Genomic DNA, 23,880 nt, shown 5'->3' with positions numbered 1-23,880 from the left:
TACATAGTATAAAACAGGTGCAGACTATTTTTTAAACTGGTTATTTTGGCTGTTTACCTTATTATAATGTTTTTCATGGTGCGGACCAGCATTGCCTTTTACACTTGCCGCACTGACTCCTTCTTTGCTTGGATTCTTTTTAAGCTTCGCCATTAAATTCACCTCCAGTAGTAGTTTGACCAAATAAAAACTTTCTAACAAATTACCATTTTTATGGCTTTTTTAATTGCGGAATTTTCGAAAATCTTTTATAGTTAAAGATGTAGGATTTTTATTCCATATTTTTTTGTCATAAAAATGAATGAGTATTCATTCAAATTAAAGGGGGATTAATGTTGAACCTTAAAATTAAAAAAGTAGCTGTACTTGGATCAGGTGTCATGGGTTCAGGGATTGCAGCACATTTAGCCAACATTGGAATTCCGGTTAAGCTATTGGATATTGTTCCAAGAGAACTTACCGCGGATGAGGAAAAAAAGGGGCTAACTCTTGAAGACAAGCAAGTCCGTAATCGATTGGCTCAAATGTCCATTCAAAAACTACTTAAACAAAAACCTGCACCGTTAACCTCCAAGAAAAATTTATCTTTAATTGAGCCAGGAAACTTTGAAGACGACTTGTCAAAAATTAATGATTGCGACTGGATTATTGAGGTCGTTGTTGAAAGACTTGATATTAAACAAAGTGTGTTTTCACAAATTGACGAATATAGAAAGCCGGGCAGTATTATTAGTTCAAATACATCCGGAATTTCCATTGAGGCAATGGCGGAAGGGCGTTCAGAAGATTTCCGCAAACATTTCCTTGGCACTCATTTCTTTAATCCACCTAGATATTTAAAGCTTTTGGAAATTATCCCGACAGAAGCAACATCGCCTGAAATAGTTAAAGCGATGAAACAATTTGGAGAAGATGTTTTAGGAAAAGGGGTTGTAATTGCTAAAGATACCCCGAATTTTATCGGTAATCGCATTGGGACTTACGGTTTATTGGTAACTGTTCGTGAAATGATGGAGCGCGGCTACAGTGTCGGGGAAGTAGATTCTGTAACTGGTCCTTTAATTGGCCGTCCAAAGAGTGCAACGTTCCGTACGCTGGATGTAGTGGGTCTAGATACATTCGCCCATGTAGCTAAAAATGTCTATGACAATGTAGATAATGAAGAAGAAAAATCCATATTTGAAGTACCTGAATTTATGAAAAAAATGCTTGATAACGGCTGGTTGGGAAGTAAGTCAGGGCAGGGATTCTTCCTGAAAAAAGGTAAAGAAATACTGGAGCTCGACCCGTCTACTCTGGAATATGTAGAGCGTAAAAAGCTAAAAGCACCTTCGCTTGATATGGCAAAGCAGGAGAAAGGCGCCGCAAGTAAATTGAAAGCGCTTATTTATGCGAAAGATCGAGTCGGTGAATTGCTATGGAATGTTATCAGTCCTACCTTACTCTATTCAGCAGAACTACTTGGCGATATTGCAGATGATATTGTCGCAATCGACCAGGCGATGAAATGGGGATTTGGCTGGCAGCTTGGACCATTTGAAACCTGGGATGCAATTGGCTTAGAGAAATCCGTTGCCAGGATGCAGGAGGAAGGACGCAATATTCCTGAATGGATCACACAAATGATTGAAAACGGTAACACAACCTTCTATAAAGAAGGGGATAACGGAACCCTTTATTATGCAAATGGTGAATATCAAGAGGTTGAAGTAAACGAAAAAATCATAAATCTGAAGTTGATTAAGAAACAAAAAGGGGTCATTAAGAAAAATAGCGGTGCGAGCCTGATTGATATTGGTGATGGTGTGGCTTTGCTAGAATTCCATTCTCCGAATAATGCGATTGGCTTTGATATTATTCAAATGATCAATTATGCAATTGAAGAAGTGGATAAAAACTACAAAGGATTAGTTATCGGAAACCAGGGCAAAAACTTCTGCGTTGGAGCCAACCTGGCCATGATTTTAATGGAAGTACAGGACGACAATATATTTGATGTAGAAATGATTACACGTCAATTCCAGCAAGCAATGATGAATATTAAATACAGCAATAAACCGGTTGTCGCTGCGCCATTTAATATGACGCTTGGCGGAGGAGCTGAAATTTGCTTGCCAGCCGCAAAAATCCAGGCATCATCTGAGTCATATATAGGATTGGTTGAGACGGGTGTCGGTTTGTTGCCTGGCGGAGGCGGAAATAAAGAGCTGTATATTAAACATCTGGATAGCTTACCGAATGGTATTGATTTCGATATTACTAAAGTTGCTATTAAAGTGTTTGAAACGATTGCTACTGCCCAAGTATCTACTTCCGCTGATGAAGCAAGAGAGAATAACTTCCTGAATAGTAACGATGGAATCAGCTTTAATCCGGATCATCAGTTATACGATGCGAAACAGGCTGTTATTGCTTTACATGATACTGGTTATAAGCCACCGGTGCGCAAAAAAATTCCGGTATCAGGAGAACCTGGTTATGCGGCTCTGTTACTAGGAGCGCAATCCATGCTGTATTCAGGCTATATTTCAGAGCATGATTTGAAGATTGCCCAAAAAATTGCCTATGTTTTAGCTGGCGGTAAAGTGCCTTATGGAACAGAAGTAGATGAACAGTATTTACTTGATTTAGAAAGAGAAGCATTTATCAGCCTTGTCCAAGAAGGAAAAACACAGCAGCGCATGCAACATATGCTTGTTAAAGGAAAACCATTACGCAATTAATAGATCCGTATTTTGAGTGATTAAGAGGAGGATTGGCATGAGAGAAGCAGTGATTGTAGCCGGAGCCAGAACCCCGGTAGGCAGAGCCAAAAAAGGAACTCTTGCAAATGTTCGACCAGATGATTTAGGTGCATTAGTAGTAAAGGAAACGCTAAAACGAGCAGAAAATTACGATGGACCAATTGATGATATGATCTTTGGATGCGCTATGCCTGAAGCAGAGCAAGGGCTCAATGTGACTCGTAATATCGGTGCCTTGGCAGGTTTACCATACAATGTACCCGCTATAACGATCAATCGTTACTGTTCATCAGGACTGCAATCCATTGCTTATGGAGCAGAGCGAATTATGCTCGGACATTCTGAAACGGTCATTTCCGGTGGGGTTGAATCGATGAGTATGGTTCCGATGATGGGACATGTAGTTCGTCCCAATTCGAAACTGGCAGAAGCAGCTCCTGAATATTATATGGGTATGGGACATACGGCTGAAGAAGTTGCTAAGAAATTTGGGATTACCCGTGAAGACCAGGATGCCTTTGCAGTACGCAGTCACCAAAAAGCAGCACAGGCCATTCGGGATGGGAAATTTGAAGATGAAATCGTTCCTGTTGATGTCACTTTTCGTCAAGTAGGATCAGACAATAAATTAAAAGAGCGCTCCGTTCAATTTACAACAGATGAAGGAGTACGAGAAGGGACAACAACGGAAGTGCTTGCTAGACTGAGGCCTGCATTTTCACTCACAGGAACAGTAACAGCCGGGAATGCTTCACAAACCAGTGATGGAGCAGCAGCGGTATTACTGATGGATCGGGAAAAAGCCGAGGCGGATGGCTTCAAGCCACTTTTAAAATTTCGTTCTTTTGCAGTCGCAGGAGTGCCACCGGAACTTATGGGAATCGGTCCGGTAGAAGCAATTCCTAAAGCTCTTAAACTGGCAGGCTTAAGTTTATCTGATATTGGATTGTTCGAATTAAATGAAGCGTTTGCTTCCCAATCCATTCAGGTAATTCGTCAACTTGGATTGGATGAGGAGAGGGTGAATGTAAATGGCGGTGCCATTGCATTAGGACATCCACTTGGGTGTACTGGAGCTAAATTAACCTTGAGTCTCCTTCACGAGATGAAACGACGAAATGAGCAATTTGGAGTCGTAACGATGTGTATTGGCGGAGGAATGGGCGCGGCTGGAGTATTTGAATTATTAGCATAAAAAGTTATAAGCGATGAGATGATTGGCAACGAGAGCCCAGTCATCTCTAAATAAGGGGGAAGAAAAATGGCTAATCAAACAGAAGAAGTGTTAAAAGGCGGAGCGTTTTTAATTGAGGATATTGAAGCAGAGAATATGTTTACACCTGAGGACTATACAGATGAGCATAAAATGATTGCAAAAACGACTGAGGATTATTTAGTAAATGAAGTATTGCCTCAGGTGGAATATTTAGAGGATCATGAGTTTGACCGTTCTGTAAAACTATTGAAACAAGCTGGAGAACTGGGTCTATTGGGCGCAGATGTACCGGAGGAATACGGTGGATTAGGCTTGGATAAAGTTAGTTCCGCCCTTATTTCAGAAAGACTATCCCGTGCAGGAGGCTTCTCTATTTCTCATGGAGCACATGTTGGTATTGGTTCCTTGCCAATCGTTTTGTTTGGTAACGAAGAACAAAAACAAAAGTACCTTCCATTATTGGCTACCGGGGAAAAGCTAGCAGCCTATGCCTTAACAGAACCAAGCTCAGGCTCTGATGCACTTGGCGCAAAGACAACAGCAAAATTGAATGAAGCAGGAACTCACTATGTCTTAAATGGTGAAAAACAATGGATTACAAATGCAGGCTTTGCTGATGTATTTGTCGTATATGCAAAAATCGACGGTGACAAATTCTCTGCATTTATCGTAGAAAGAGAGTATCCAGGTGTGTCTACTGGACCGGAAGAAAAGAAAATGGGGATTAAGAGCTCTTCAACTAGAACATTAATTCTTGAGGATGCAGAAGTACCTGTTGAGAACCTATTGGGAGAAGCAGGAAGAGGTCATGTAATTGCCTTTAACATTTTGAATATCGGTCGTTATAAATTGGGAGTAGGAGCTGTTGGTGCTTCCAAACGAGGATTTGAATTAGCTGCTACGTATGCTAATCAACGCCAACAGTTTAAAACACCAATCTCTTCATTTAATTTAACAAAAGAAAAGCTCTCTACAATGGCTTCCAAAATATACGCAGCTGAAAGTTCCGTCTATAGGACAGTTGGTTTATTCGAGGAAAGAATGAGCCGCCTAAGTGATGAAGAAGTAAAAGATGGGAAAGAAGTAGCAAAATCAATTGCTGAATATGCAATCGAATGCTCCTTAAATAAGTTCTTTGCTTCCGAGGTTTTAGATTATGTTGTGGATGAAGCGGTTCAGCTTCATGGAGGCTATGGATTTATGGCTGAGTATGAAATTGAAAGAATGTACCGTGATTCTCGTATTAACCGTATATTTGAAGGAACAAACGAAATTAACCGTCTGCTTGTACCAGGTACATTCCTGAAAAAAGCTTTAAAAGGTGAATTGCCGTTATTACAAAAAGCACAGGAGCTGTCTGAAGGACTCATGATGCTTATGCCTGAAGAGCCAGGTACAGAGCCGCTTGATCAAGAAAAACATCTTGTGAAAAATGCTAAGAAGATTGGTATTATGATTGCAGGATTGGCTGCGCAAAAATATGGTACTGAGCTGGAAAAAGAACAAGAAATTCTTGTTAATATTGCGGATATTGCTTCTTTCGTTTATGCGATGGAATCAGTTGTTCTTCGTACAGAAAAAGCAATCAAAAAAGATGGCTTAGAAAAGAACAAACAAAAACTTCTTTATACTCAAATCTTCTGCCAGGAAGCATTTGGCGAAATCGAGAAGCATGCTAAAGAAACATTAGTGGCAACAGAAACTGGTGATACATTACGTATGATGACATCAGCTTTACGTAAATTCACACGTTTCACACCAATCAATGTAATCGCACTTAAACGTGAAGCTTCAGAAAAGTTAGTTGATGCTGAGCGTTACACTGTTTAATCCTTTATACTATGGAGGTCTGGTGAAAACCAGGCTTTTTCTTTTCCTGCTATGTTAGACCTGTTACCTTTTCTAGAGCAGAAGTATATCCGTTTAAGATAGATGAAAAAATGTGGTATGCTTCAATTGAGGTGATAAAACGATGATTACATTATACTGGTATCCTAAATGCGGGACATGCAGAAAAGCAAAGAAATGGTTTGATGAAAAGGGAATATCCTATCAAGAAGTTGATATAGCGCAAAATCCTCCATCGAAAGAAGAGCTAGAAATAATTTATCAAAAAAGTGAATTGTCTCTTCAGAAATTTTTTAACACAAGTGGGATGAAATACAGAGAACTTGGGTTAAAAGATAAAGTGAAGGATATGTCTGAAGATGAAATTCTTACCTTGCTTGCATCAGACGGGATGCTAATCAAGCGCCCAATCGCATTTGATGGAGAAAAAGTAACAGTAGGATTCAAAGAGGTAAATTACCAGAAAATCTGGGCATGAAACAATTGTCAAATAACCAGTTTGATGTCATGATAAATAGGAACCATACATACATTTTGGGGGGATTAAATCATGAGCATTCCAGCGGGATTACGTTATACAGCTGAGCATGAATGGGTTAAACAAGAGGATGGTAAGATTCGAATTGGAATAACTGATTTTGCTCAAAAAGAATTGGGAGACATCGTATTTGTGGAACTACCGGAAATAGGTGATCAATTGACCCGTAATGAACCGTTTGGCAGTGTAGAATCAGTTAAGACAGTATCTGAATTGTATGCGCCAATCAGTGGGACAGTTGTTGAAGTAAATGAAGAATTAGCGGATAGTCCAGAATATGTTAATGAATCTCCATATGAAAAAGCATGGATGGTAGTTGTTGAACCATCCGAAATCAGCGAATATGATGAATTAATGGATGCTGGCCAATACGAAACAGCGACTAAAGAAGAGTAGTCAATAGAGGGGAGAAGTTTGGGGTCATTCGTCAGCTTCTTTCCTTTTTATTATGTTTTTAGATCAATTGTTACTTTCCACTATGTTAGGGTAAGATACATATAATGAAAAAGACGAAGGCAATTGTCCAATCACATAGAACGTACTCTCCTAATAAAAGGTGATCAATCATGCAGGATGCTCAAAGTGAGAAAGTAATTATTGTGGAAGGTTCTACCGACCGTCAAAAAATACAATCTGTACTTAACGAATCTGTCGATATAAGATGTACAAATGGAACCATCAGTCTATCGAAAATGGATGAATTAGTAGACGAACTTGAACAGAGAGACGTGTATATTTTGGCTGATGCAGATGAATCCGGAGAAAAGCTGAGAAAACAGTTAAGACGAGAAATGCCAAATGCATCTCACATATATATTAATCGTACATACCGTGAAGTTGCTAATGCGCCAAGATATCATTTAGCAACGGTTCTTTTGGCAGCCAATATAGATGTAAAAGCCGAATTTTTAAAACAAATGAAGGATGTAATGAAAAATGAACAATCAAACCACGATAAATAAAGCGATCTATACTTTTACTCCTCTTTGCGGAACATGTCAATTAGCAGGTAAAATGCTTGATATTGCAAAGGAAGTCCTCCCAAATGCCTCTTTGGAAAAAGTCAATCTTAACTATGCTAAGGAACTTGCAGAAGAATATCAAATTCAAAGTGTACCATGCCTCATTTTAATCAAGGATAACCAGCTAATCGAGAAAATCTATGCCTTCCACTCAGTTCCCTATCTTGTTGATCAATTAAAGAGAATTACAGAGTAAGAGCAGTTATTTCTCAGGAAATATGTCGATGAATATTTAACTAGAATCTTTTAAAGGTGCTGTTTCTATTTTACGCTGTCTATGTCAGAAGTTTTAATTGATTTGTAGAATTCTCTATAATAGCCTGTAATCTCAACCGATTAGACGATTGTTAAGTGGCTAACTGGAGGCATTTATTATAGTAAAAGAAGCTCCTTGTTATTTAATTTAAAAATTCTGAATAATCAGTTGACTCATATTTTTCCATATGCTATAGTTTTAACAACTTAATACTTGGTTCTTATCAAGAGAGGTGGAGGGACTGGCCCGTTGAAGCCCGGCAACCGGTATTTATATAATACACGGTGCCAATTCCAGCGGATATAAATCCGGGAGATAAGGAGAGATGGAAAATGCCTGCCTCTTCTTGTGAAGAGGTTTTTTTCATTTACTCACTTCTCTATTTAAAATGAAATGGAGAGATGTAGAATGGCAAATGAAGAAAAGAAGTATCGGTTTGAAACAGTAGGTATACACGGAGGATTGCAGCAGGATTCGGTAACTGGAGCGAGAAGCGTGCCGATTTACCAGACGAATGCTTATTTATTTAAAGACACAGATCATGCTGCGGATTTATTTGGATTAGCTGAAACTGGCTATATTTATACTAGAATCCATAATCCAACTTCAAGTGTATTCGAAGAACGTATAGCAGAATTAGAAGGTGGCATTGGAGCTTTAGCGGTATCAAGTGGTGCTGCAGCTATAACACTCTCAATCCTAAATATTGCGGGAGCAGGTGATGAAATTATCTCTGCGTCCACTCTATACGGCGGAACCTACAATTTATTTGCCAATACTCTCCCTAAGTATGGTATTAACGTAAGGTTCGTGGATCCAAGTGACACTGAAAATTTTAGAGAAGCGATTACATCAAAGACCAAAGCTATTTTTGGAGAAACGATTGGAAATCCAAGCCTGCAGGTTCTTGATATTGAACGGGTGGCGGAAATTGCTCATGAAGCTGGAATTCCGTTAATCATTGATAATACATTTGCAACTCCTTATTTATCCCGTCCGATTGAGTTTGGAGCGGATATCGTCGTACACTCAGCTACGAAATGGCTGCTTGGAAATGGAACCACATTAGGCGGGGTCATAGTCGATGGAGGGAAGTTTGACTGGAATTCATCTAAATTTCCGGGCTTTACTGAACCCGATCCAAGCTATCATGATCTGATTTACAGTGAAGCAATTGGTGCAGCAGCATTTATTGTGAAGGCCAGAGTTCAGCTGTTGAGAGATTTAGGTCCTTCCTTAAGCCCGTACAATGCCTTTCAATTTATTCTCGGATTGGAAACTCTGCATGTGAGGATGAAGGAGCATGTAGCCAATACGAGATTAATAGTTGACTATTTAAAACAGCATCCGGCTGTATCGTGGGTCTTGTATCCAGGAGATTCAGATCACCCTGATTACGAAAAAACGAAGAAATATTTACCCAAAGGTGCTGGAGCAGTCGTTGTTTTTGGAATAAAGGGTGGACGTGAGGCAGGTAAAAAACTGATTGATTCCGTTGAACTGTGGTCCCATGTGGCCAATGTGGGAGATGCAAAGAGCCTAATTATCCATCCGGCAAGCACGACTCATCAGCAACTAAGTGAAGAGGGATTAAAAGCATCAGGTGTACAGGAGGATTTAATCAGACTGTCTGTTGGAATTGAACATGCAGAAGATCTAATTGAAGAATTGGAGCTTGCGATTGAAAAAGCAACAGGTATAGCTTCCACTGAGGTGGTTGTGAAATAAATATTGAACATGCTATGCAGACTTTGGTGTTGACAGTTCTTTCTTCAACATGATAGGATAGCAGACAGTTAGATTTAATTGAATAGTTTAAGTACTCTTATCAAGAGAGGCCGAGGGAAGTGCCCTTTGACGCCCGGCAACCGGCAATCATTTATGATTGAAAAGGTGCCAATTCACACAGGATAATAAATCCTGGGAGATGAGAGAAAGGAACATGTTATAAATAAATCATGCCTTTCTGCCTCCGCAGAAAGGCATTTTTGTTTAACTGAAGTTATTCTTTAATTATAGGTTGATAGAAAGAGCAGGTGAACTTTTCATGATTACATTACGTGATGTATCGAAGACCTTCTCAGGAACATTTAAACGTTCATCAGCTGTCAAAGCAGTGGATCAAGTCTCATTATCTATTGAAAAAGGCGAGATCTTTGGAATTATTGGGTACAGCGGTGCGGGAAAAAGTACCCTCATTAGAATGCTGAACGGTTTAGAGAAGCCAACAGAAGGCAGTGTCTTGGTGGCAGGCAAAGATATGGCTGCTATAAAAGGCGCTGAATTAAGAAAAGCCAGAATGGAAATAAGTATGATTTTTCAACACTTTAATCTCCTCTGGTCAAGGACAGTCAGCGAAAATATAGAGTTTCCTTTAGAAATTGCGGGCGTACCAAGCAAGGTACGTAAAGAAAGAGTGAAGGAACTTGTAAGTCTGGTAGGATTAGATGGCCGTGAAAATGCTTATCCATCTCAGTTGAGCGGCGGTCAGAAGCAGCGGGTCGGTATAGCGCGCGCATTAGCGAACAATCCACAGGTTCTTCTTTGTGACGAGGCGACATCAGCACTTGATCCTCAGACTACAGACGATATTTTGGATTTGCTCGTTGATATAAATAAAAGACTTGGCTTGACAATCGTATTAATTACACATGAAATGCATGTTATTCGTAAAATCTGTCATCGCGTTGCTGTGATGGAGATGGGGAAAGTGGTCGAGAGCGGAAAAGTACTTGATGTATTTAAAAAACCAAATGCTCCGATTACTAAACGATTTGTACAGCAAGTGACTGAGCCAGAAGAAACGAAAGAGACGATTGAGCATTTGCTTGCTGAATATCCGACGGGGAAAGTTGTACAATTATCCTTTATTGGCGAATCAGCTGAAACCCCTGTTTTATCAGAGGTTATCCGCTCTTACAAAATCAATGTAAACATATTACAGGGTAAAATTTCGCAGACTCAGCACGGGTCCTATGGAACGTTATTTATTCATGTAGACGGTGATGCTGCTGAAGTGGCGAAAGCGATTGACTATCTCCACAATCAGGAAATTGGTGTGGAGGTGATTTCAGAATAATGGAAACATTATTACCAAATGTAGTTTGGGAACGAATTTATGAAAAGACATGGGAAACCTTGTATATGACAGGTGTCTCATTAATCGCAACTTTTTTCCTTGGAATTATATTGGGTCTGCTATTATTCTTGACCTCAAAGGGGAATATGTGGGAAAACAAAGTGATTTACGGAATTGTAGGTGCTTTCGTTAACATATTCCGTTCCATTCCATTCATTATTCTAATCGTGTTGTTAATTCCTTTCACAAAGGCATTAGTAGGAAGTATTATCGGTGTCAATGCGGCTTTGCCAGCTTTAATTATAGGTGCTGCTCCATTCTATGCGCGAATGGTTGAGATTGGATTGCGTGAAATTGATAAAGGTGTAATCGAAGCAGCAAGATCGATGGGGGCCACTTCCTTTACAATCATATGGAAGGTGCTAATTCCTGAATCTCTGCCTGCACTTGTTTCTGGTATCACAGTTACGGCAATTGCGCTTGTAGGTTATACAGCGATGGCAGGTATGATTGGTGCGGGCGGACTTGGAAACCTTGCCTATTTGGAAGGGTTTAGCCGCGGACAGACAGATGTCACGATTGTTGCTACTATTTTAGTATTGATTATTGTGTTTATTCTCCAATTTATTGGAGATTTTATAACAAGAAAATTAGATAAGCGCTAGGGAGGAAACCAAAGTGAAAAAGTTATCGTTCATACTTGTTTTAGGATTAACCCTATTATTGGCAGCCTGCGGTGGATCAGGAGATGAATCCAATTCCGGGGACAAAGAACTAAAAACGATTAAAATTGGCGCATCAAATGTTCCACATGCAGAAATATTGGAAGAAGCAGCAACTCTTCTTGAAGAAAAAGGTATTAAACTTGAAGTTGAAGTATTTACAGACTATGTAATGCCGAATAAAGCATTGGAAGATGGCTCAATTGACGCTAACTATTTCCAACACATCCCTTATTTTGAGAGTCAAGTGAAGGATAATGGGTATGATTTCGCCAATGCAGGCGGAATCCATATTGAACCGATTGGTGTTTATTCTAAAAAATACGACAGCCTGGATGACCTACCAAAAGGCGCAAGCATCATTATGAGCAGCTCAGTAGCTGATCATGGACGTATGTTATCTATGCTGGAAACAGAAGGCTTAATAAAGCTAAAAGAAGGCATTGATAAAACTAAAGCAACTGTGGATGATATTGCGGAAAATCCGAAGAATTTAAAGTTTAAAACGGATATTGAAGCACCTATGCTTACGCAGGTTTACAATAATGATGAAGGCGATGCAGTACTGATTAATTCCAACTATGCCATTGAAGCGGATCTTGTACCAGCTGAGGATGCGATTGCATTGGAAAGTGCTGATAATAATCCATACGTAAACATTATTGCTGTTAGATCTGAGGATAAGAATAAGGAAGAAATTAAAACATTGGTTGAAGTTCTTCATTCTAAAGATATCCAGGATTTCATTAATGAAAACTACAAAGGGTCCGTTATCCCATCAAATAAATAATAGACAAAAAAGGTGCAGCTATTCATTTAGCTGCACCTTTTTTATCATATAATAGGTGTATTATAAGATGCTTTTCCAATGAATTATTTTCTTCTCTGGTATTATTTTTCAGGATAATCAAGGATTTCCTAGAAGAAATACGCAATATCACTTTTAAGATGTGCTCAGTGTGGTATATAGACTTTGAGGGTTCTTCTGCAAAGTGATACCCTTATTATAATAAATGGAAAGGAATGATTCATTATCTTTGACAATCAGTTACAGCTTAGAGTAACAGATGAAATGGAAAAAGCGATGAGGCAGTCACATGGAGTTGGCTATGAAGTTTACAGTCAGAATCTTGAAGTGCGTATGAAAGTAGAAGAGAAGCGTGAACGTAGTTATATGAAGAGTAATCAAATCTTAAATGATGTGAATAGAAGAGTACATGGGTAAATGAATCAAGTGATAAAGTGAATAATTCTAAAAGTGATAATCATAAAAACAGGTAGCGGAAGAAAAATCAATTTCTCCTTCTACCTGTTTTTATGTTTTCAATTAGTGCAAAAATGTTACTGCCGTCTTTAAAATCAGGGTGGTTGGTAAAGATCATGCTGGTTCTTTTCTTTCGTGAAAATTAACATTATAATGTCAGTAAAGCTAAGTATTATGTTAAAATATTATGTCCATTTTATGTAATTTTCTCGTTTCAAAAAGTTGAATCTAGATTTGATTTGTTATAAGATTGTAATGAGAATAAATTGAGAATAGAAATAATCTAAAACTTTAGATGACTATATATTGGAGGTATAAGAATGGCTGGTTCAGTTCTTACAATTAAAGATTTACATGTTTCAATAGAAGGTAAAGAGATTCTTAAAGGGGTAAACCTTGAAGTTAAAGGTGGAGAAATCCATGCAATTATGGGGCCAAATGGTACAGGAAAATCTACATTGTCATCTGCTATCATGGGTCACCCAAAATATGAAGTAACAAGTGGTTCCATCACAATGGACGGTGAAGATGTTCTTGAAATGGAAGTTGACGAACGTGCTCGTGCCGGTCTATTTTTAGCAATGCAATACCCAAGTGAAATTACTGGGGTTACTAATGCCGACTTCATGCGTTCTGCTATTAACAGTAAACGTGAAGAAGGAGACGAAATTTCCTTAATGAAATTCATTAAAGAAATGGATAAAAAAATGGATCTATTAGAAATGGATCAAGATATGGCTCAACGTTATTTAAATGAAGGCTTTTCCGGCGGTGAAAAGAAACGTAATGAAATCCTTCAATTATTAATGCTGCAACCAGCCATTGCGATTCTTGATGAAATCGACTCCGGTTTAGATATTGATGCGCTGAAAGTTGTTTCCAAAGGAATCAACCAAATGAGAAACGAAGATTTTGGCTGCCTAATGATTACTCACTATCAACGCTTATTGAACTACATTACTCCAGATTATGTTCACGTAATGATGCAAGGTAAAATCGTGAAATCCGGTGGAGCAGAACTAGCGCAACGCTTAGAAGCAGAAGGATATGACTGGATTAAAAAAGAATTAGGTATTGAAGACGAAACAGTAGGAATTGAAGCATAAGCAATAGGAGGATCGTTATGACAATCGAAACTACATTACTCGAAAAAGATGTTGTATCATCTTTTTCAAAAGCACATAGTGAGCCTGCCTGGCTTGAAAGCTTCCGTTTAGACGCCCTTTCTGCCTCAGCTGAGCTACCTATGCCGAGACCTGATAAAACGAAGATTGATAAATGGCAATTAGAGGATATGAAAGTGAACTCCGTTACAAGCGAGACATTTACATCTATTGATGAACTTGCTGAAGACGTGAAAAAGCTGATCAATCCTGATGAGAACAGAAGTTTGTATGTACAACGAAACAATACAGCTGCTTATTTGACAGTATCTCAGGAACTTAAAGATAAAGGTGTTATTTTTACAGATATCAGGACTGCTGCTAAAGAACATCCTGAACTTTTGCAAAAATACTTCATGACTACAAGTGTTCCTGTAAAAACGAATAAGCTTACAGCTTTACATGCAGCACTCTTTAATGGTGGAGCTTTTCTTTATATCCCACGCAACGTGGTTATTGAAGAACCCATCCAGGCTATCTTCATGATTGATAATGCTGAGACTGAATTATATAATCACGTACTTGTTGTTGCTGAAGAGAGCAGCTCCGTAACGTACGTTGAAAACTATATTTCATTGGTTGACGGCAAAGAGACTATTGGAAATATCATTTCTGAGGTTATCGTCGGCAACAATGCGGTCGTTAAATATGGTGCAGTTGATACATTATCTAAAGATATGAAAACCTATGTAAACCGTAATGCATATGTAGGAAATGATGGACGAGTGGAATGGGCATTGGGCTTAATGAACGATGGTAATACTATTTCAGAGAATATTACAAACCTACATGGTAATGGTTCATATGGTGATACTAAAACAGTAGTGGTTGGTACTGGTAAACAAACTCAAAACTTTACAACTAAAGTTGTTCATTTTGGTAAAAACTCAAATGGATATATCCTGAAGCACGGTGTTATGAAGGATGAAGCATCCTCCATTTTTAATGGTATCGGTAAGATTGAACATGGTGCCACTAAAGCTGATGCTGTACAGGAATCCAGAGTATTAATGCTTAGTCCGAAAGCACGTGGGGATGCAAACCCTATTCTGTTAATTGATGAAGATGATGTAACAGCTGGACACGCAGCTTCTGTAGGCCGTGTGGATCCAATTCAGCTTTATTATTTAATGAGCAGAGGGATCAGTAAAACAGAAGCAGAACGTTTAATTATCCATGGGTTCCTTGCCCCAGTAGTAAATCAATTACCTGTTGAAGCTGTTAAAAAGCAGTTGACTGAGGTAATTGAAAGGAAAGTTAAATAATGATTCCAACGAATATTAAAGAACTTTTCCCAATTTTAAATGAGAAAGTCAATGGTCATTCATTAGTATATCTGGACAGTGCCGCAACTTCGCAGAAGCCAGCATCCGTTATTCAGACTATTGATGAGTATTACAAGCGGTATAACTCTAATGTACACCGTGGTGTTCACACACTTGGAACGATGGCCACGGATGCTTATGAGGGAGCACGTGAAAAGGTAAGAAAGTTCATTAATGCGAAATCCATCGAAGAAGTTGTCTTTACAAGAGGGACAACGACTTCGATTAATACAATTGCTGCCAGCTACGGGAAAGCTAACCTAAAAGCTGGTGATGAAATTGTTATCAGTATGATGGAACATCATAGTAATATCATTCCATGGCAGCAAGTAGCTAAAGCAACCGGTGCGACATTGAAATATATCCCGCTTGGAGAAGACGGTACTATTTCACTTGAAACAGTCAAAGAAGTGATTACTTCAAACACGAAAATCGTTTCAGTTATGCACGTATCGAATGTGCTTGGTGTCATCAATCCGGTTAAAGAAATTGCGAAAATTGCCCATGAAAATGGAGCAGTAATGGTTGTAGATGGTGCGCAAAGCACTCCGCATTTGAAAGTGGATGTTCAGGATCTTGACTGTGATTTCTTTGCCTTTTCTGCACATAAAATGTGTGGACCAACTGGCATTGGTGTCATGTACGGGAAAAAGGAATACCTCGAGAATATGGAACCAATCGAATTTGGCGGAGAGATGATTGATTTTGTGGGATTGCAGGATTCTACATGGAAAGAGCTGCCTTGGAAATTTGAAGGCGGTACTCCAATCATTGCAGGTGCCATTGGACTTGGAGCTGCAATTGATTTCTTGAATGAGATTGGTCTTGATAATGTAGAGGCGCATGAGCATAAGCTTGCTGCTTATGCACTTGATAAATTATCAAGTATAGAGGGGCTCCAAATCTATGGACCTAAAAATCCGGAATCAAGAGCTGGTGTAGTAACTTTTAACCTTGAGGATGTTCATCCGCATGATGTCGCTACCGTTCTGGATACAGATGGAATAGCTATTCGTGCCGGGCATCACTGTGCACAACCGCTTATGAAATGGTTAAAAGCTTCGTCTACGGCGAGAGCAAGTTTTTATGTATATAATACAGAACAAGATATCGACCGTTTAGTCGAAGGACTCGTTAAAACAAAGGAGTATTTCAGTAATGGCTTCTAATAATTTAGATACCCTTTACAGGCAAGTGATCATGGATCACTATAAAAATCCACGAAATAAAGGAAGCCTGGAAGACGGCAGTCTTGTGATAGATATGAATAACCCTACTTGTGGAGATCGTATTCATCTTACACTTAAAGTAGAGGATGGTATTGTGCAAGATGCAAAGTTTGATGGAGAAGGTTGTTCCATCTCTATGTCATCAGCTTCCATGATGACTCAAATCGTCAAAGGCAAAAGCAGTGAGGAAGCATTAAAGCTTGCTGGTATATTTTCGAACATGATACAGGGCAAGGAATATGACGAAGGCGATCTTGATCTTGGTGATATAGAGGCCCTTCAAGGTGTGAGTAAATTTCCAGCACGTATTAAGTGTGCGACACTTGCTTGGAAAGCTATGGAAAAAGGGCTTAACGAAAACTAAAATGACATGTTTTAGCTGAGAGTGAAAAACAGCTAGAACTAAGTAAGAAGGAGGAAGCGATCGATGGCTAAAAAAATGCCTGATATCGGTGATTATAAATATGGCTTTCATGATAAGGACGTTTCCATCTTTCGTTCTAAACGCGGTTTAACTAAAGGGATTGTTGAAGAAATCTCTCGTATGAAGAACGAACCACAATGGATGCTTGACTTCCGCTTGAAGTCTCTTGAACATTTTTATAACATGCCAATGCCACAATGGGGAGGCAATCTTTCAGATTTAAACTTTGATGAGATTACGTATTATGTAAAACCATCTGAGAAGTCCGAGAAATCATGGGATGAAGTTCCTGAGGAAATTAAACGTACATTTGACAAACTTGGTATTCCTGAAGCTGAACAAAAATACCTAGCCGGTGTATCAGCTCAATACGAATCTGAAGTTGTGTACCATAACATGAAGGAAGACTTAGAAGCAATGGGAATCGTATTCAAAGATACAGATTCCGCTTTACGTGAAAATGAAGACCTTTTCCGTGAACACTTTGCTAAAGTAATTCCGCCATCTGATAATAAATTTGCTGCATTGAACTCTGCAGTTTGGTCTGGCGGATCATTTATCTATGTCCCACCAGGTATTAAAGTAGATACACCATTGCAAGCATATTTCCGTATTAACTCTGAAAACATGGGTCAGTTTGAGCGTACTTTAATCATCGTTGATAAAGATGCGTCCGTACATTATGTAGAAGGCTGTACGGCTCCTGTTTATACAACAAATTCACTTCACAGTGCTGTTGTTGAAATCATTGTTAAAGAAAATGCTTATTGCCGTTACACAACAATCCAAAACTGGGCAAACAATGTATATAACCTTGTTACTAAACGTACAGTAGTAGATGCTCACGGTACAATGGAATGGGTAGATGGAAACATCGGCTCCAAGCTTACCATGAAATATCCAGCTTGTATTTTACGCGGTGAGGGTGCCCGTGGTATGACGCTTTCCATTGCTATTGCAGGTAAAGGTCAACACCAGGATGCAGGCGCTAAAATGATCCACTTAGCTCCAAATACATCTTCTACGATTGTATCTAAGTCAATTTCTCAGCATGGCGGTAAAGTGAGCTATCGTGGGGTTGTGCACTTTGGTAAAAGGGCTGATGGAGCACGCTCTAATATCGAGTGTGATACACTCATTATGGATAATCAATCAACTTCTGATACGATTCCATACAATGAAATCCACAATGATAATATCTCACTTGAGCATGAAGCGAAGGTTTCCAAAGTATCTGAAGAGCAGCTCTTCTATTTAATGAGCCGCGGTATCTCAGAACAGGAAGCAACAGAAATGATCGTTATGGGATTCATTGAACCGTTCACAAAAGAACTTCCAATGGAATATGCAGTTGAAATGAACAGATTAATTAAATTTGAGATGGAAGGTTCTATCGGTTAATACTGAGACAACTCTTTCCACTATATTAAGAATCCGAATTTATTTTCGGATTCTTTTTTTATCGTCTCCAAAGTTGAAGGGGAATCACCTATACCCTACCTATGGCGTAGCTATGCCCCACCTCCACCTATACCGGGGTAAAGGTGCAGGATGTGTGAAAGGTGGAGGAAGCCACCTATGACGCGGCTATGCCCCATCTTTACCGAAGGAAGAATAAGCAATGCAACTTATATTAGCCATGAACCATATAATTTAGACTCCATAGCATCTGCCTCTATTTTATTTAAATAGGTCTAATAGATTTTATTAAACAATAACACTTGGATAATAACAGAATATTTAGTAGTATTTAGTAATCCTTATATTGTTTTTATAATTAGGGAGGATAGATATGGACTTTATTAACAGGTTACAAAGTTATATCAGCATTGATTGGCCTCAACTCAAAAGTTATGGATTAACAATCCTATACACTTTTATCATCACCTATGCTTTGATTTATCTCGTCAGGTTTATTCTTCACAAGTTCTTTAAGCATACAAATTTTTTGATTGAGAAAAAGGAACAAACAATTGAATCTGTAGTACGCAACACGTCTAATTATTTGGGTTTCTTTATTATTATTCTTGCCATGATTAAACCCTTCGTGGATATCAAAAATATACTGGTTGCCGGCGGAGTGGTAGGAATTGTAGTTGGACTGGGTGCCCAAAAAATTATGACTGATCTTCTGGCAGGGTTTTTTATGATATTCGAAAAACAATTTCAGCGAGGGGATTTTGTCCACGTAAATGGGGAAATAGATGGTGGGACAGTAGAGGATATGGGATTTAGAGTGGTGAAAATCCGATTACTTAACGGAAAACTAATGACAGTTCCAAATGGTGAAATTCGCAAAGTAGAAAACGGAAATGTTGAAAGGAGAAGAATTTTTGAGAGCGTAATTGTTAGTTTCCAAGAGAATCCTGCAAAAATAGAAGAGTTACTTGCTGAGGTATGTGATGAACTCAACCAAAAGCAAATCCATTATCTCAAAACTGATTTAAAAGGAGAATATCTCGAACCCTATCAAGTTCATGGCTTATCTTCATTAGATAGCAGTCCGTATGGCTTACGATTTTCAATCAAAGCTACAGTAAGCGATGAGTACTATATGGAAGCAGCTCAAATGGCTAAGAAAGTTATGGCGCAGAAAATGTATGAAAATCGTATTGGTTTAGCATCGCAACAATTTGCCGTACAAGATAGACAAAAGGATTATATAGAACACTAAGAAATGCCGTTACGTAGTGGTAACGGCATTTCTTAGTGCTGTTTAATTTTCATTAAACCATAAACCATTGATTCCATATCTCTCTTTAAATCTCTATTCTACTTTTTCTCAGCAAGCCATGCAGCAACTTTCTCTGCATCCTCGCCTTTGATTATTCCTGCAGGCATTCCTTTCGCACCGTTATTGATTATATCCAGGATTTCATCCTTACTCATACTATTTCCGATATCCTCAAGCTTTGGTCCGGCATAGCCTTCTAAAGCATTGCCATGGCAGGAAGCACAGTTATTGGCATATATTTTTTCTTCTTCTGTTAGTGGTTTTTGCGATTCTTCTTCATTACCAGAAGAGCATGCAGTTAAAGAAAAAACTAAGCCTGCCAGTAAGAGGGCTTTATTGTACATAGGAATCATTCTCCCTTCAGTTCTATTTAAGAATTACTTTACTTGAGTTTATTATTTTGTCAATATAAAGACTTCTCTGTTAATCCGATAGAAGTGGATCTATGACAAAGGACTTAAATTCAAAAAATAATGACTACAGTTAGACAAATACATAAAGCAGGCATATAATAAGTATGTGAGGTATTTCACAATCTGTAAGGTGAAGGTGTTCACAAATTGTTTACAGACTGATTTTAAATAATCTGATAAAATTAAATTGTCAGATAGGATGTTCAGTAATTTTTTTCACTAATAGGGACGTATTTTATCCCTGTGGGACTATTTACGACCAATGCTAAGTTTTCTATAAGGAGGAAATTGAAATGGCTGTTAAAGAAGAAAAAATAGAAGAAGTCCTTAAGGTATCTGAGATGATTGAAGAGTTAATCGAAAATGGAAAATCGGCCCTGCGTACATTTGAGACATTTGATCAAGAAAAAATCGATGAGATTGTTCATCAAATGGCAATTGCCGGTCTTGATCAACACATGCTTTTAGCTAAAATGGCGGTGGAAGAGACTGGCAGAGGGATTTACGAAGATAAATGTACTAAAAACATGTTTGCAACGGAATATATTTGGCACAGTATTAAATACGATAAAACGGTTGGTGTCATTCGTGAAGATCAACAAACAGGTGTCATGGAGATTGCAGAGCCTGTCGGAATTGTTGCAGGTGTCACACCAGTTACGAATCCTACTTCGACTACTATGTTTAAAGCTTTAATATCTATTAAGACACGTAACCCAATTATATTTGCTTTCCATCCATCAGCACAAGAATGCTCCAAGAAGGCGGCGCAAGTCCTGCATGATGCTGCCGTAGCTGCAGGTGCTCCTAAAGGATGTATTCAATGGATTGAGCACCCATCCATTGAAGCTACAAAGCAATTAATGAATCATAAAGATATCGCATTAGTGCTTGCGACAGGCGGAGCAGGAATGGTTAAATCAGCTTATTCTACAGGTAAGCCGGCACTCGGTGTAGGTCCTGGTAACGTACCTTGTTATATTGAAAAGTCAGCTAAAGTAAAACGTGCAGTCAATGATGTTATTTTATCGAAGTCTTTTGATAACGGCATGATCTGTGCCTCTGAGCAAGCTATTATTGTAGATGATCAGATCTATGAAGAAGTTAAACAAGAGTTTATAAAAAATAACTGCTATTTTGTAAATGATAAAGAATTAAAGAAACTTGAACGTCTTGTTATTGATGAAAAATCATGTGCCGTTAATGCTCATATTGTTGGAAAATCTGCTAATGAGATAGCTGAAATGGCTGGAATTAAAGTACCTGAGCATACCAAAATAATAATTGCCGAAATTGATGGTGCAGGTCCACAATATCCTTTATCTCGTGAAAAATTAAGTCCGGTATTGGCGTGTATCCGTGTTAAATCTACGGAAGAGGGCTTTGGTGCATGTATGGATATGCTGAACTTAGGTGGTCTTGGACACTCGGCCGTTATTCATAGCACCAATGAACAAATCCAACGGGAATACGGAATAAAAATGAAAGCATGTCGTATTATTGTAAATTCCCCATCTGCTCAAGGAGGAATTGGTGACATCTATAATGCCTTCATTCCATCTTTAACACTTGGTTGTGGCTCTTATGGAAATAACTCAGTTTCTGAAAATGTATCAGCTACTCACTTGATTAACGTGAAGATGATGACACAGCGTCGTAATAATATGCAATGGTTTAAATTGCCGCCAAAAATTTATTTTGAGAAGTATTCCACACAGTATCTAGCAAAAATGAGAAGAATCAAACGTGCCTTTATTGTAACGGATCCAGGCATGGTAAGCCTTGGTTATGTTGATATTGTTAAAGAATATTTATGGAAAAATAAAGGGATTGAAGCAATCGAAATGTTTGCGGATGTTGAACCGGATCCATCTGATGAAACAGTATTCAAGGGTGCTAAATTAATGCATAGCTTTGAGCCGGATGTAATTGTCGCTCTGGGCGGTGGTTCTGCGCTGGATGCAGCGAAGGGCATGTGGTTATTCTATGAACAACCGGAAACATCATTCTTTAACATTAAACAAAAATTCATTGATATCAGGAAACGTACGTATAAATATCCTGACTTAGGTGAAAAAGCCCAATTTGTTGCCATCCCGACCACTTCCGGTACTGGTTCTGAAGTAACGCCATTTGCGGTTATTACGGATAAAGAAACGAATGTAAAGTATCCGCTAGCTGACTATGCCTTAACACCGGATGTAGCAATCCTGGATTCCCAGTTTGTCATGACTGTTCCTAAAAATATCACAGCTGATACAGGGATGGACGTTTTAACACATGCCATTGAGGCTTATGTGTCTGTAATGGCAAATGATTATACAGATGGTTTAGCCTTAAAAGCTATTGAACTAGTCTTTAATAATTTAAAAACAGCGTACCATGACGGAGCGAATGAGGAAGCTCGTGAGAAAATGCATAATGCATCCTGTATGGCAGGGATGGCCTTCTCCAATGCCTTCCTGGGTATTAATCACAGCCTAGCACATAAGATTGGAGCTGAATTCCATATCCCGCATGGCCGCTCTAATGCAATTCTTATGCCGCATGTTATTCGTTACAATGCCATTCGTCCAAGAAAACATGCGCTCTTCCCTAAATATGAATACTACTGTGCGGATGAGCGATATGCTCAAATAGCCAGAATACTGGGACTACCTGCAAGCACAACTGAAGAAGGGGTTCAGTCATTAATAGAGGCTGTCACTGAGCTGGGTAAATCATTGGAAATCGATATGAGCATTAAAGGACAAGGAATAACTCAAGAAAGATTTGAGGAAAATGTAAAAATATTAGCAGAGCGTGCATTTGAAGACCAATGTACAACTGCCAATCCAAAATTACCTCTAATCAGTGAACTGGAAGAAATCTTAAGAGAAGCGTACAAAGGAGTTTAATTATCTGGTAAAAAAGACGGCATGAAATGTGCCGTCTTTTTTGTATATAGGATTAAATGTAGTCCTCCAAAACAAAGGAGCACCAATCACCAAGGATCTGTATTCATATGCTATTATATGACGTAGGAGGGGGATCCTTTATGATTTATATTGGTGTAACCGGTTGGGGTGATCATGATACCCTTTATCCTTCAACTATTAAGCCTAAAGATAAGCTGGCTGAGTACAGTAGCCATTTTCCGGTAGTGGAAGTTGATGCCTCCTTTTATGCGGTACAGCCGATTAGGAACGCTGAGAAATGGGTTAAAGAGACACCTGATTCTTTTAAATTTATAGTTAAAGCCTATCAAGGAATGACGGGCCATCAGCGTGGCGATATCCCTTTTAAATCAAAAAAAGACATGTTCCATGCTTTTAAGGATTCCTTAAAGCCGTACAGTAACGCGAATAAGCTGGCCTTGGTTTTGTTTCAATTTCCCCCATGGTTTGATTGTAAAAAAGAAAACGTCAGTTATTTAAGGTATTGCAAGGAAATGATGGGCGATTGTAAGGTGGCCTTGGAATTCAGAAATCAATCATGGTTTAGTGAGAAATATCGTGAAGCAACCTTGTCTTTTATGAAAGAAGAAGGGTGGATTCATTCAATTGTGGATGAACCGCAAGCAGGCGAGGGTTCAATCCCGACAGTACCAGTTGCAACCGATTCTGAAGTTACACTTGTGCGGATGCATGGAAGAAATGTGTATGGCTGGAATAAACCGAATGATGCAAATTGGCGGGAAGTTCGATATTTATATAAATACAATGAAGAAGAACTGCTTGAATGGAGAATGAGAATCCAGGAGTTAGCAAAGGATACAAGGGATATTATTGTCTTATTTAACAATAATTCCGGTGGAGACGCCGCTGGTAACGCAAAGGAATTTCAACAAATGCTCGGGATAAGCTATCAAGATTTAAATCCGAGACAAATGGATTTGTTTTAACTTGATTCAGCAGAAGTCTC

22 protein-coding genes and 2 riboswitches are annotated in these 23,880 nt (G+C 38.8%); of the genes, 20 read left to right on the top strand and 2 right to left on the bottom strand.

Annotated elements, in window-relative coordinates; all coding sequences use genetic code 11:
- Window positions 1-24 precede the first annotated feature (24 nt).
- Window positions 25-153 carry a YuzL family protein gene (locus AC4BHP_RS11990; protein ID WP_077248114.1) on the bottom strand — a complete coding sequence of 43 codons (129 nt, stop codon included), beginning with the start codon at window positions 151-153 and terminating at the stop codon, window positions 25-27.
- Window positions 154-380: 227 nt separating this feature from the next.
- Here AC4BHP_RS11990 and AC4BHP_RS11985 point away from each other — a divergent pair, with 227 nt between their 5' ends.
- The 18 genes from AC4BHP_RS11985 to AC4BHP_RS11900 all read left to right on the top strand — a co-directional run bounded on the left by AC4BHP_RS11985 (window position 381) and on the right by AC4BHP_RS11900 (window position 19,504).
- Window positions 381-2,723, top strand: coding sequence for a 3-hydroxyacyl-CoA dehydrogenase/enoyl-CoA hydratase family protein (locus AC4BHP_RS11985; protein ID WP_490552553.1), 2,343 nt, complete (start codon window positions 381-383; stop codon window positions 2,721-2,723).
- Between the two features lie 37 nt (window positions 2,724-2,760).
- Complete coding sequence (locus AC4BHP_RS11980) at window positions 2,761-3,939, top strand: acetyl-CoA C-acetyltransferase (RefSeq protein ID WP_140461732.1); 1,179 nt, start codon at window positions 2,761-2,763, stop codon at window positions 3,937-3,939.
- Window positions 3,940-4,005: 66 nt separating this feature from the next.
- Entirely contained in the window at window positions 4,006-5,790 is a 1,785-nt protein-coding gene (locus AC4BHP_RS11975) for an acyl-CoA dehydrogenase FadE (protein ID WP_140461731.1), read from the top strand.
- 142 nt (window positions 5,791-5,932) lie between these two features.
- Window positions 5,933-6,286: an arsenate reductase family protein gene (locus tag AC4BHP_RS11970; RefSeq protein ID WP_066106466.1), complete on the top strand. Its 354-nt coding sequence runs from the start codon at window positions 5,933-5,935 to the stop codon at window positions 6,284-6,286.
- Window positions 6,287-6,358: 72 nt separating this feature from the next.
- Entirely contained in the window at window positions 6,359-6,742 is a 384-nt protein-coding gene (gcvH, locus tag AC4BHP_RS11965) for a glycine cleavage system protein GcvH (RefSeq protein ID WP_066106469.1), read from the top strand.
- Between the two features lie 170 nt (window positions 6,743-6,912).
- Window positions 6,913-7,308: a toprim domain-containing protein gene (locus tag AC4BHP_RS11960; protein WP_490552420.1), complete on the top strand. Its 396-nt coding sequence runs from the start codon at window positions 6,913-6,915 to the stop codon at window positions 7,306-7,308.
- On the top strand, window positions 7,283-7,564 hold the full coding sequence (locus AC4BHP_RS11955) for a thioredoxin family protein (protein ID WP_140461729.1): 282 nt from the start codon (window positions 7,283-7,285) through the stop codon (window positions 7,562-7,564). The genes AC4BHP_RS11960 and AC4BHP_RS11955 overlap by 26 nt, the downstream gene beginning before the upstream one ends.
- A gap of 277 nt (window positions 7,565-7,841) precedes the next feature.
- Window positions 7,842-7,946, top strand: a riboswitch (SAM riboswitch).
- Between the two features lie 86 nt (window positions 7,947-8,032).
- Window positions 8,033-9,352, top strand: coding sequence for an O-acetylhomoserine aminocarboxypropyltransferase/cysteine synthase family protein (locus AC4BHP_RS11950; protein ID WP_066106478.1), 1,320 nt, complete (start codon window positions 8,033-8,035; stop codon window positions 9,350-9,352).
- A gap of 94 nt (window positions 9,353-9,446) precedes the next feature.
- Window positions 9,447-9,558, top strand: a riboswitch (SAM riboswitch).
- A 113-nt stretch (window positions 9,559-9,671) separates the two neighbouring features.
- A complete protein-coding gene (locus tag AC4BHP_RS11945; RefSeq protein ID WP_066106481.1) occupies window positions 9,672-10,703 on the top strand; it encodes a methionine ABC transporter ATP-binding protein in 1,032 nt (343 codons plus the stop codon).
- On the top strand, window positions 10,700-11,368 hold the full coding sequence (locus AC4BHP_RS11940) for a methionine ABC transporter permease (protein WP_066106484.1): 669 nt from the start codon (window positions 10,700-10,702) through the stop codon (window positions 11,366-11,368). Before AC4BHP_RS11945 ends, AC4BHP_RS11940 begins: the two co-directional genes overlap by 4 nt.
- 13 nt (window positions 11,369-11,381) lie before the next feature.
- On the top strand, window positions 11,382-12,215 hold the full coding sequence (locus AC4BHP_RS11935; RefSeq protein ID WP_066106487.1) for a MetQ/NlpA family ABC transporter substrate-binding protein: 834 nt from the start codon (window positions 11,382-11,384) through the stop codon (window positions 12,213-12,215).
- Between the two features lie 282 nt (window positions 12,216-12,497).
- Window positions 12,498-12,650: a YuzK family famiily protein gene (locus tag AC4BHP_RS11930; RefSeq protein ID WP_490552416.1), complete on the top strand. Its 153-nt coding sequence runs from the start codon at window positions 12,498-12,500 to the stop codon at window positions 12,648-12,650.
- Window positions 12,651-13,009: 359 nt separating this feature from the next.
- The gene (gene sufC, locus AC4BHP_RS11925) at window positions 13,010-13,795 is read left to right on the top strand and encodes a Fe-S cluster assembly ATPase SufC (protein ID WP_066106490.1); all 786 of its coding nucleotides are present in this window, start codon (window positions 13,010-13,012) and stop codon (window positions 13,793-13,795) included.
- 17 nt (window positions 13,796-13,812) lie between these two features.
- The gene (sufD, locus tag AC4BHP_RS11920) at window positions 13,813-15,117 is read left to right on the top strand and encodes a Fe-S cluster assembly protein SufD (RefSeq protein WP_066106498.1); all 1,305 of its coding nucleotides are present in this window, start codon (window positions 13,813-13,815) and stop codon (window positions 15,115-15,117) included.
- Window positions 15,117-16,346: a cysteine desulfurase gene (locus tag AC4BHP_RS11915; RefSeq protein ID WP_490552413.1), complete on the top strand. Its 1,230-nt coding sequence runs from the start codon at window positions 15,117-15,119 to the stop codon at window positions 16,344-16,346. The genes sufD and AC4BHP_RS11915 overlap by 1 nt, the downstream gene beginning before the upstream one ends.
- Window positions 16,336-16,770 (top strand): Fe-S cluster assembly sulfur transfer protein SufU, encoded by a 435-nt coding sequence (sufU, locus tag AC4BHP_RS11910; protein WP_066106504.1) that lies wholly within the window; start codon window positions 16,336-16,338, stop codon window positions 16,768-16,770. The genes AC4BHP_RS11915 and sufU overlap by 11 nt, the downstream gene beginning before the upstream one ends.
- 63 nt (window positions 16,771-16,833) lie before the next feature.
- Entirely contained in the window at window positions 16,834-18,231 is a 1,398-nt protein-coding gene (gene sufB / locus AC4BHP_RS11905) for a Fe-S cluster assembly protein SufB (protein WP_066106507.1), read from the top strand.
- Between the two features lie 391 nt (window positions 18,232-18,622).
- Window positions 18,623-19,504, top strand: a complete 882-nt coding sequence (locus AC4BHP_RS11900; RefSeq protein WP_148630705.1) for a mechanosensitive ion channel family protein — start codon at window positions 18,623-18,625, stop codon at window positions 19,502-19,504.
- A gap of 98 nt (window positions 19,505-19,602) precedes the next feature.
- Here AC4BHP_RS11900 and AC4BHP_RS11895 read toward each other — a convergent pair whose 3' ends face one another.
- The gene (locus tag AC4BHP_RS11895; RefSeq protein WP_490552409.1) at window positions 19,603-19,908 is read right to left on the bottom strand and encodes a c-type cytochrome; all 306 of its coding nucleotides are present in this window, start codon (window positions 19,906-19,908) and stop codon (window positions 19,603-19,605) included.
- A gap of 362 nt (window positions 19,909-20,270) precedes the next feature.
- Between AC4BHP_RS11895 and adhE the strand changes: the two genes are divergently transcribed.
- Window positions 20,271-22,874: a bifunctional acetaldehyde-CoA/alcohol dehydrogenase gene (adhE, locus tag AC4BHP_RS11890; protein ID WP_066106514.1), complete on the top strand. Its 2,604-nt coding sequence runs from the start codon at window positions 20,271-20,273 to the stop codon at window positions 22,872-22,874.
- Between the two features lie 140 nt (window positions 22,875-23,014).
- Complete coding sequence (locus AC4BHP_RS11885; protein ID WP_066106517.1) at window positions 23,015-23,860, top strand: DUF72 domain-containing protein; 846 nt, start codon at window positions 23,015-23,017, stop codon at window positions 23,858-23,860.
- Window positions 23,861-23,880: the final 20 nt, after the last annotated feature.

Source organism: Pradoshia sp. Z4_20 (assembly GCF_058216035.1).
The sequence above is the reverse complement of the archived record's forward strand: the minus strand, read 5'-3'. Positions and strand labels throughout refer to the sequence as shown.

Coding starts and splice junctions, on each gene's coding strand:
- AC4BHP_RS11990 (WP_077248114.1), bottom strand. CDS start 153: ATGGCGAAGCTTAAAAAGAATCCAAGCAAAGAAGGAGTCAGTGCGGCA.
- AC4BHP_RS11985 (WP_490552553.1), top strand. CDS start 381: ATGGGTTCAGGGATTGCAGCACATTTAGCCAACATTGGAATTCCGGTT.
- AC4BHP_RS11980 (WP_140461732.1), top strand. CDS start 2,761: ATGAGAGAAGCAGTGATTGTAGCCGGAGCCAGAACCCCGGTAGGCAGA.
- AC4BHP_RS11975 (WP_140461731.1), top strand. CDS start 4,006: ATGGCTAATCAAACAGAAGAAGTGTTAAAAGGCGGAGCGTTTTTAATT.
- AC4BHP_RS11970 (WP_066106466.1), top strand. CDS start 5,933: ATGATTACATTATACTGGTATCCTAAATGCGGGACATGCAGAAAAGCA.
- gcvH (WP_066106469.1), top strand. CDS start 6,359: ATGAGCATTCCAGCGGGATTACGTTATACAGCTGAGCATGAATGGGTT.
- AC4BHP_RS11960 (WP_490552420.1), top strand. CDS start 6,913: ATGCAGGATGCTCAAAGTGAGAAAGTAATTATTGTGGAAGGTTCTACC.
- AC4BHP_RS11955 (WP_140461729.1), top strand. CDS start 7,283: ATGAACAATCAAACCACGATAAATAAAGCGATCTATACTTTTACTCCT.
- AC4BHP_RS11950 (WP_066106478.1), top strand. CDS start 8,033: ATGGCAAATGAAGAAAAGAAGTATCGGTTTGAAACAGTAGGTATACAC.
- AC4BHP_RS11945 (WP_066106481.1), top strand. CDS start 9,672: ATGATTACATTACGTGATGTATCGAAGACCTTCTCAGGAACATTTAAA.
- AC4BHP_RS11930 (WP_490552416.1), top strand. CDS start 12,498: ATGGAAAAAGCGATGAGGCAGTCACATGGAGTTGGCTATGAAGTTTAC.
- sufC (WP_066106490.1), top strand. CDS start 13,010: ATGGCTGGTTCAGTTCTTACAATTAAAGATTTACATGTTTCAATAGAA.
- sufD (WP_066106498.1), top strand. CDS start 13,813: ATGACAATCGAAACTACATTACTCGAAAAAGATGTTGTATCATCTTTT.
- AC4BHP_RS11915 (WP_490552413.1), top strand. CDS start 15,117: ATGATTCCAACGAATATTAAAGAACTTTTCCCAATTTTAAATGAGAAA.
- sufU (WP_066106504.1), top strand. CDS start 16,336: ATGGCTTCTAATAATTTAGATACCCTTTACAGGCAAGTGATCATGGAT.
- sufB (WP_066106507.1), top strand. CDS start 16,834: ATGGCTAAAAAAATGCCTGATATCGGTGATTATAAATATGGCTTTCAT.
- AC4BHP_RS11900 (WP_148630705.1), top strand. CDS start 18,623: ATGGACTTTATTAACAGGTTACAAAGTTATATCAGCATTGATTGGCCT.
- AC4BHP_RS11895 (WP_490552409.1), bottom strand. CDS start 19,908: ATGTACAATAAAGCCCTCTTACTGGCAGGCTTAGTTTTTTCTTTAACT.
- adhE (WP_066106514.1), top strand. CDS start 20,271: ATGGCTGTTAAAGAAGAAAAAATAGAAGAAGTCCTTAAGGTATCTGAG.
- AC4BHP_RS11885 (WP_066106517.1), top strand. CDS start 23,015: ATGATTTATATTGGTGTAACCGGTTGGGGTGATCATGATACCCTTTAT.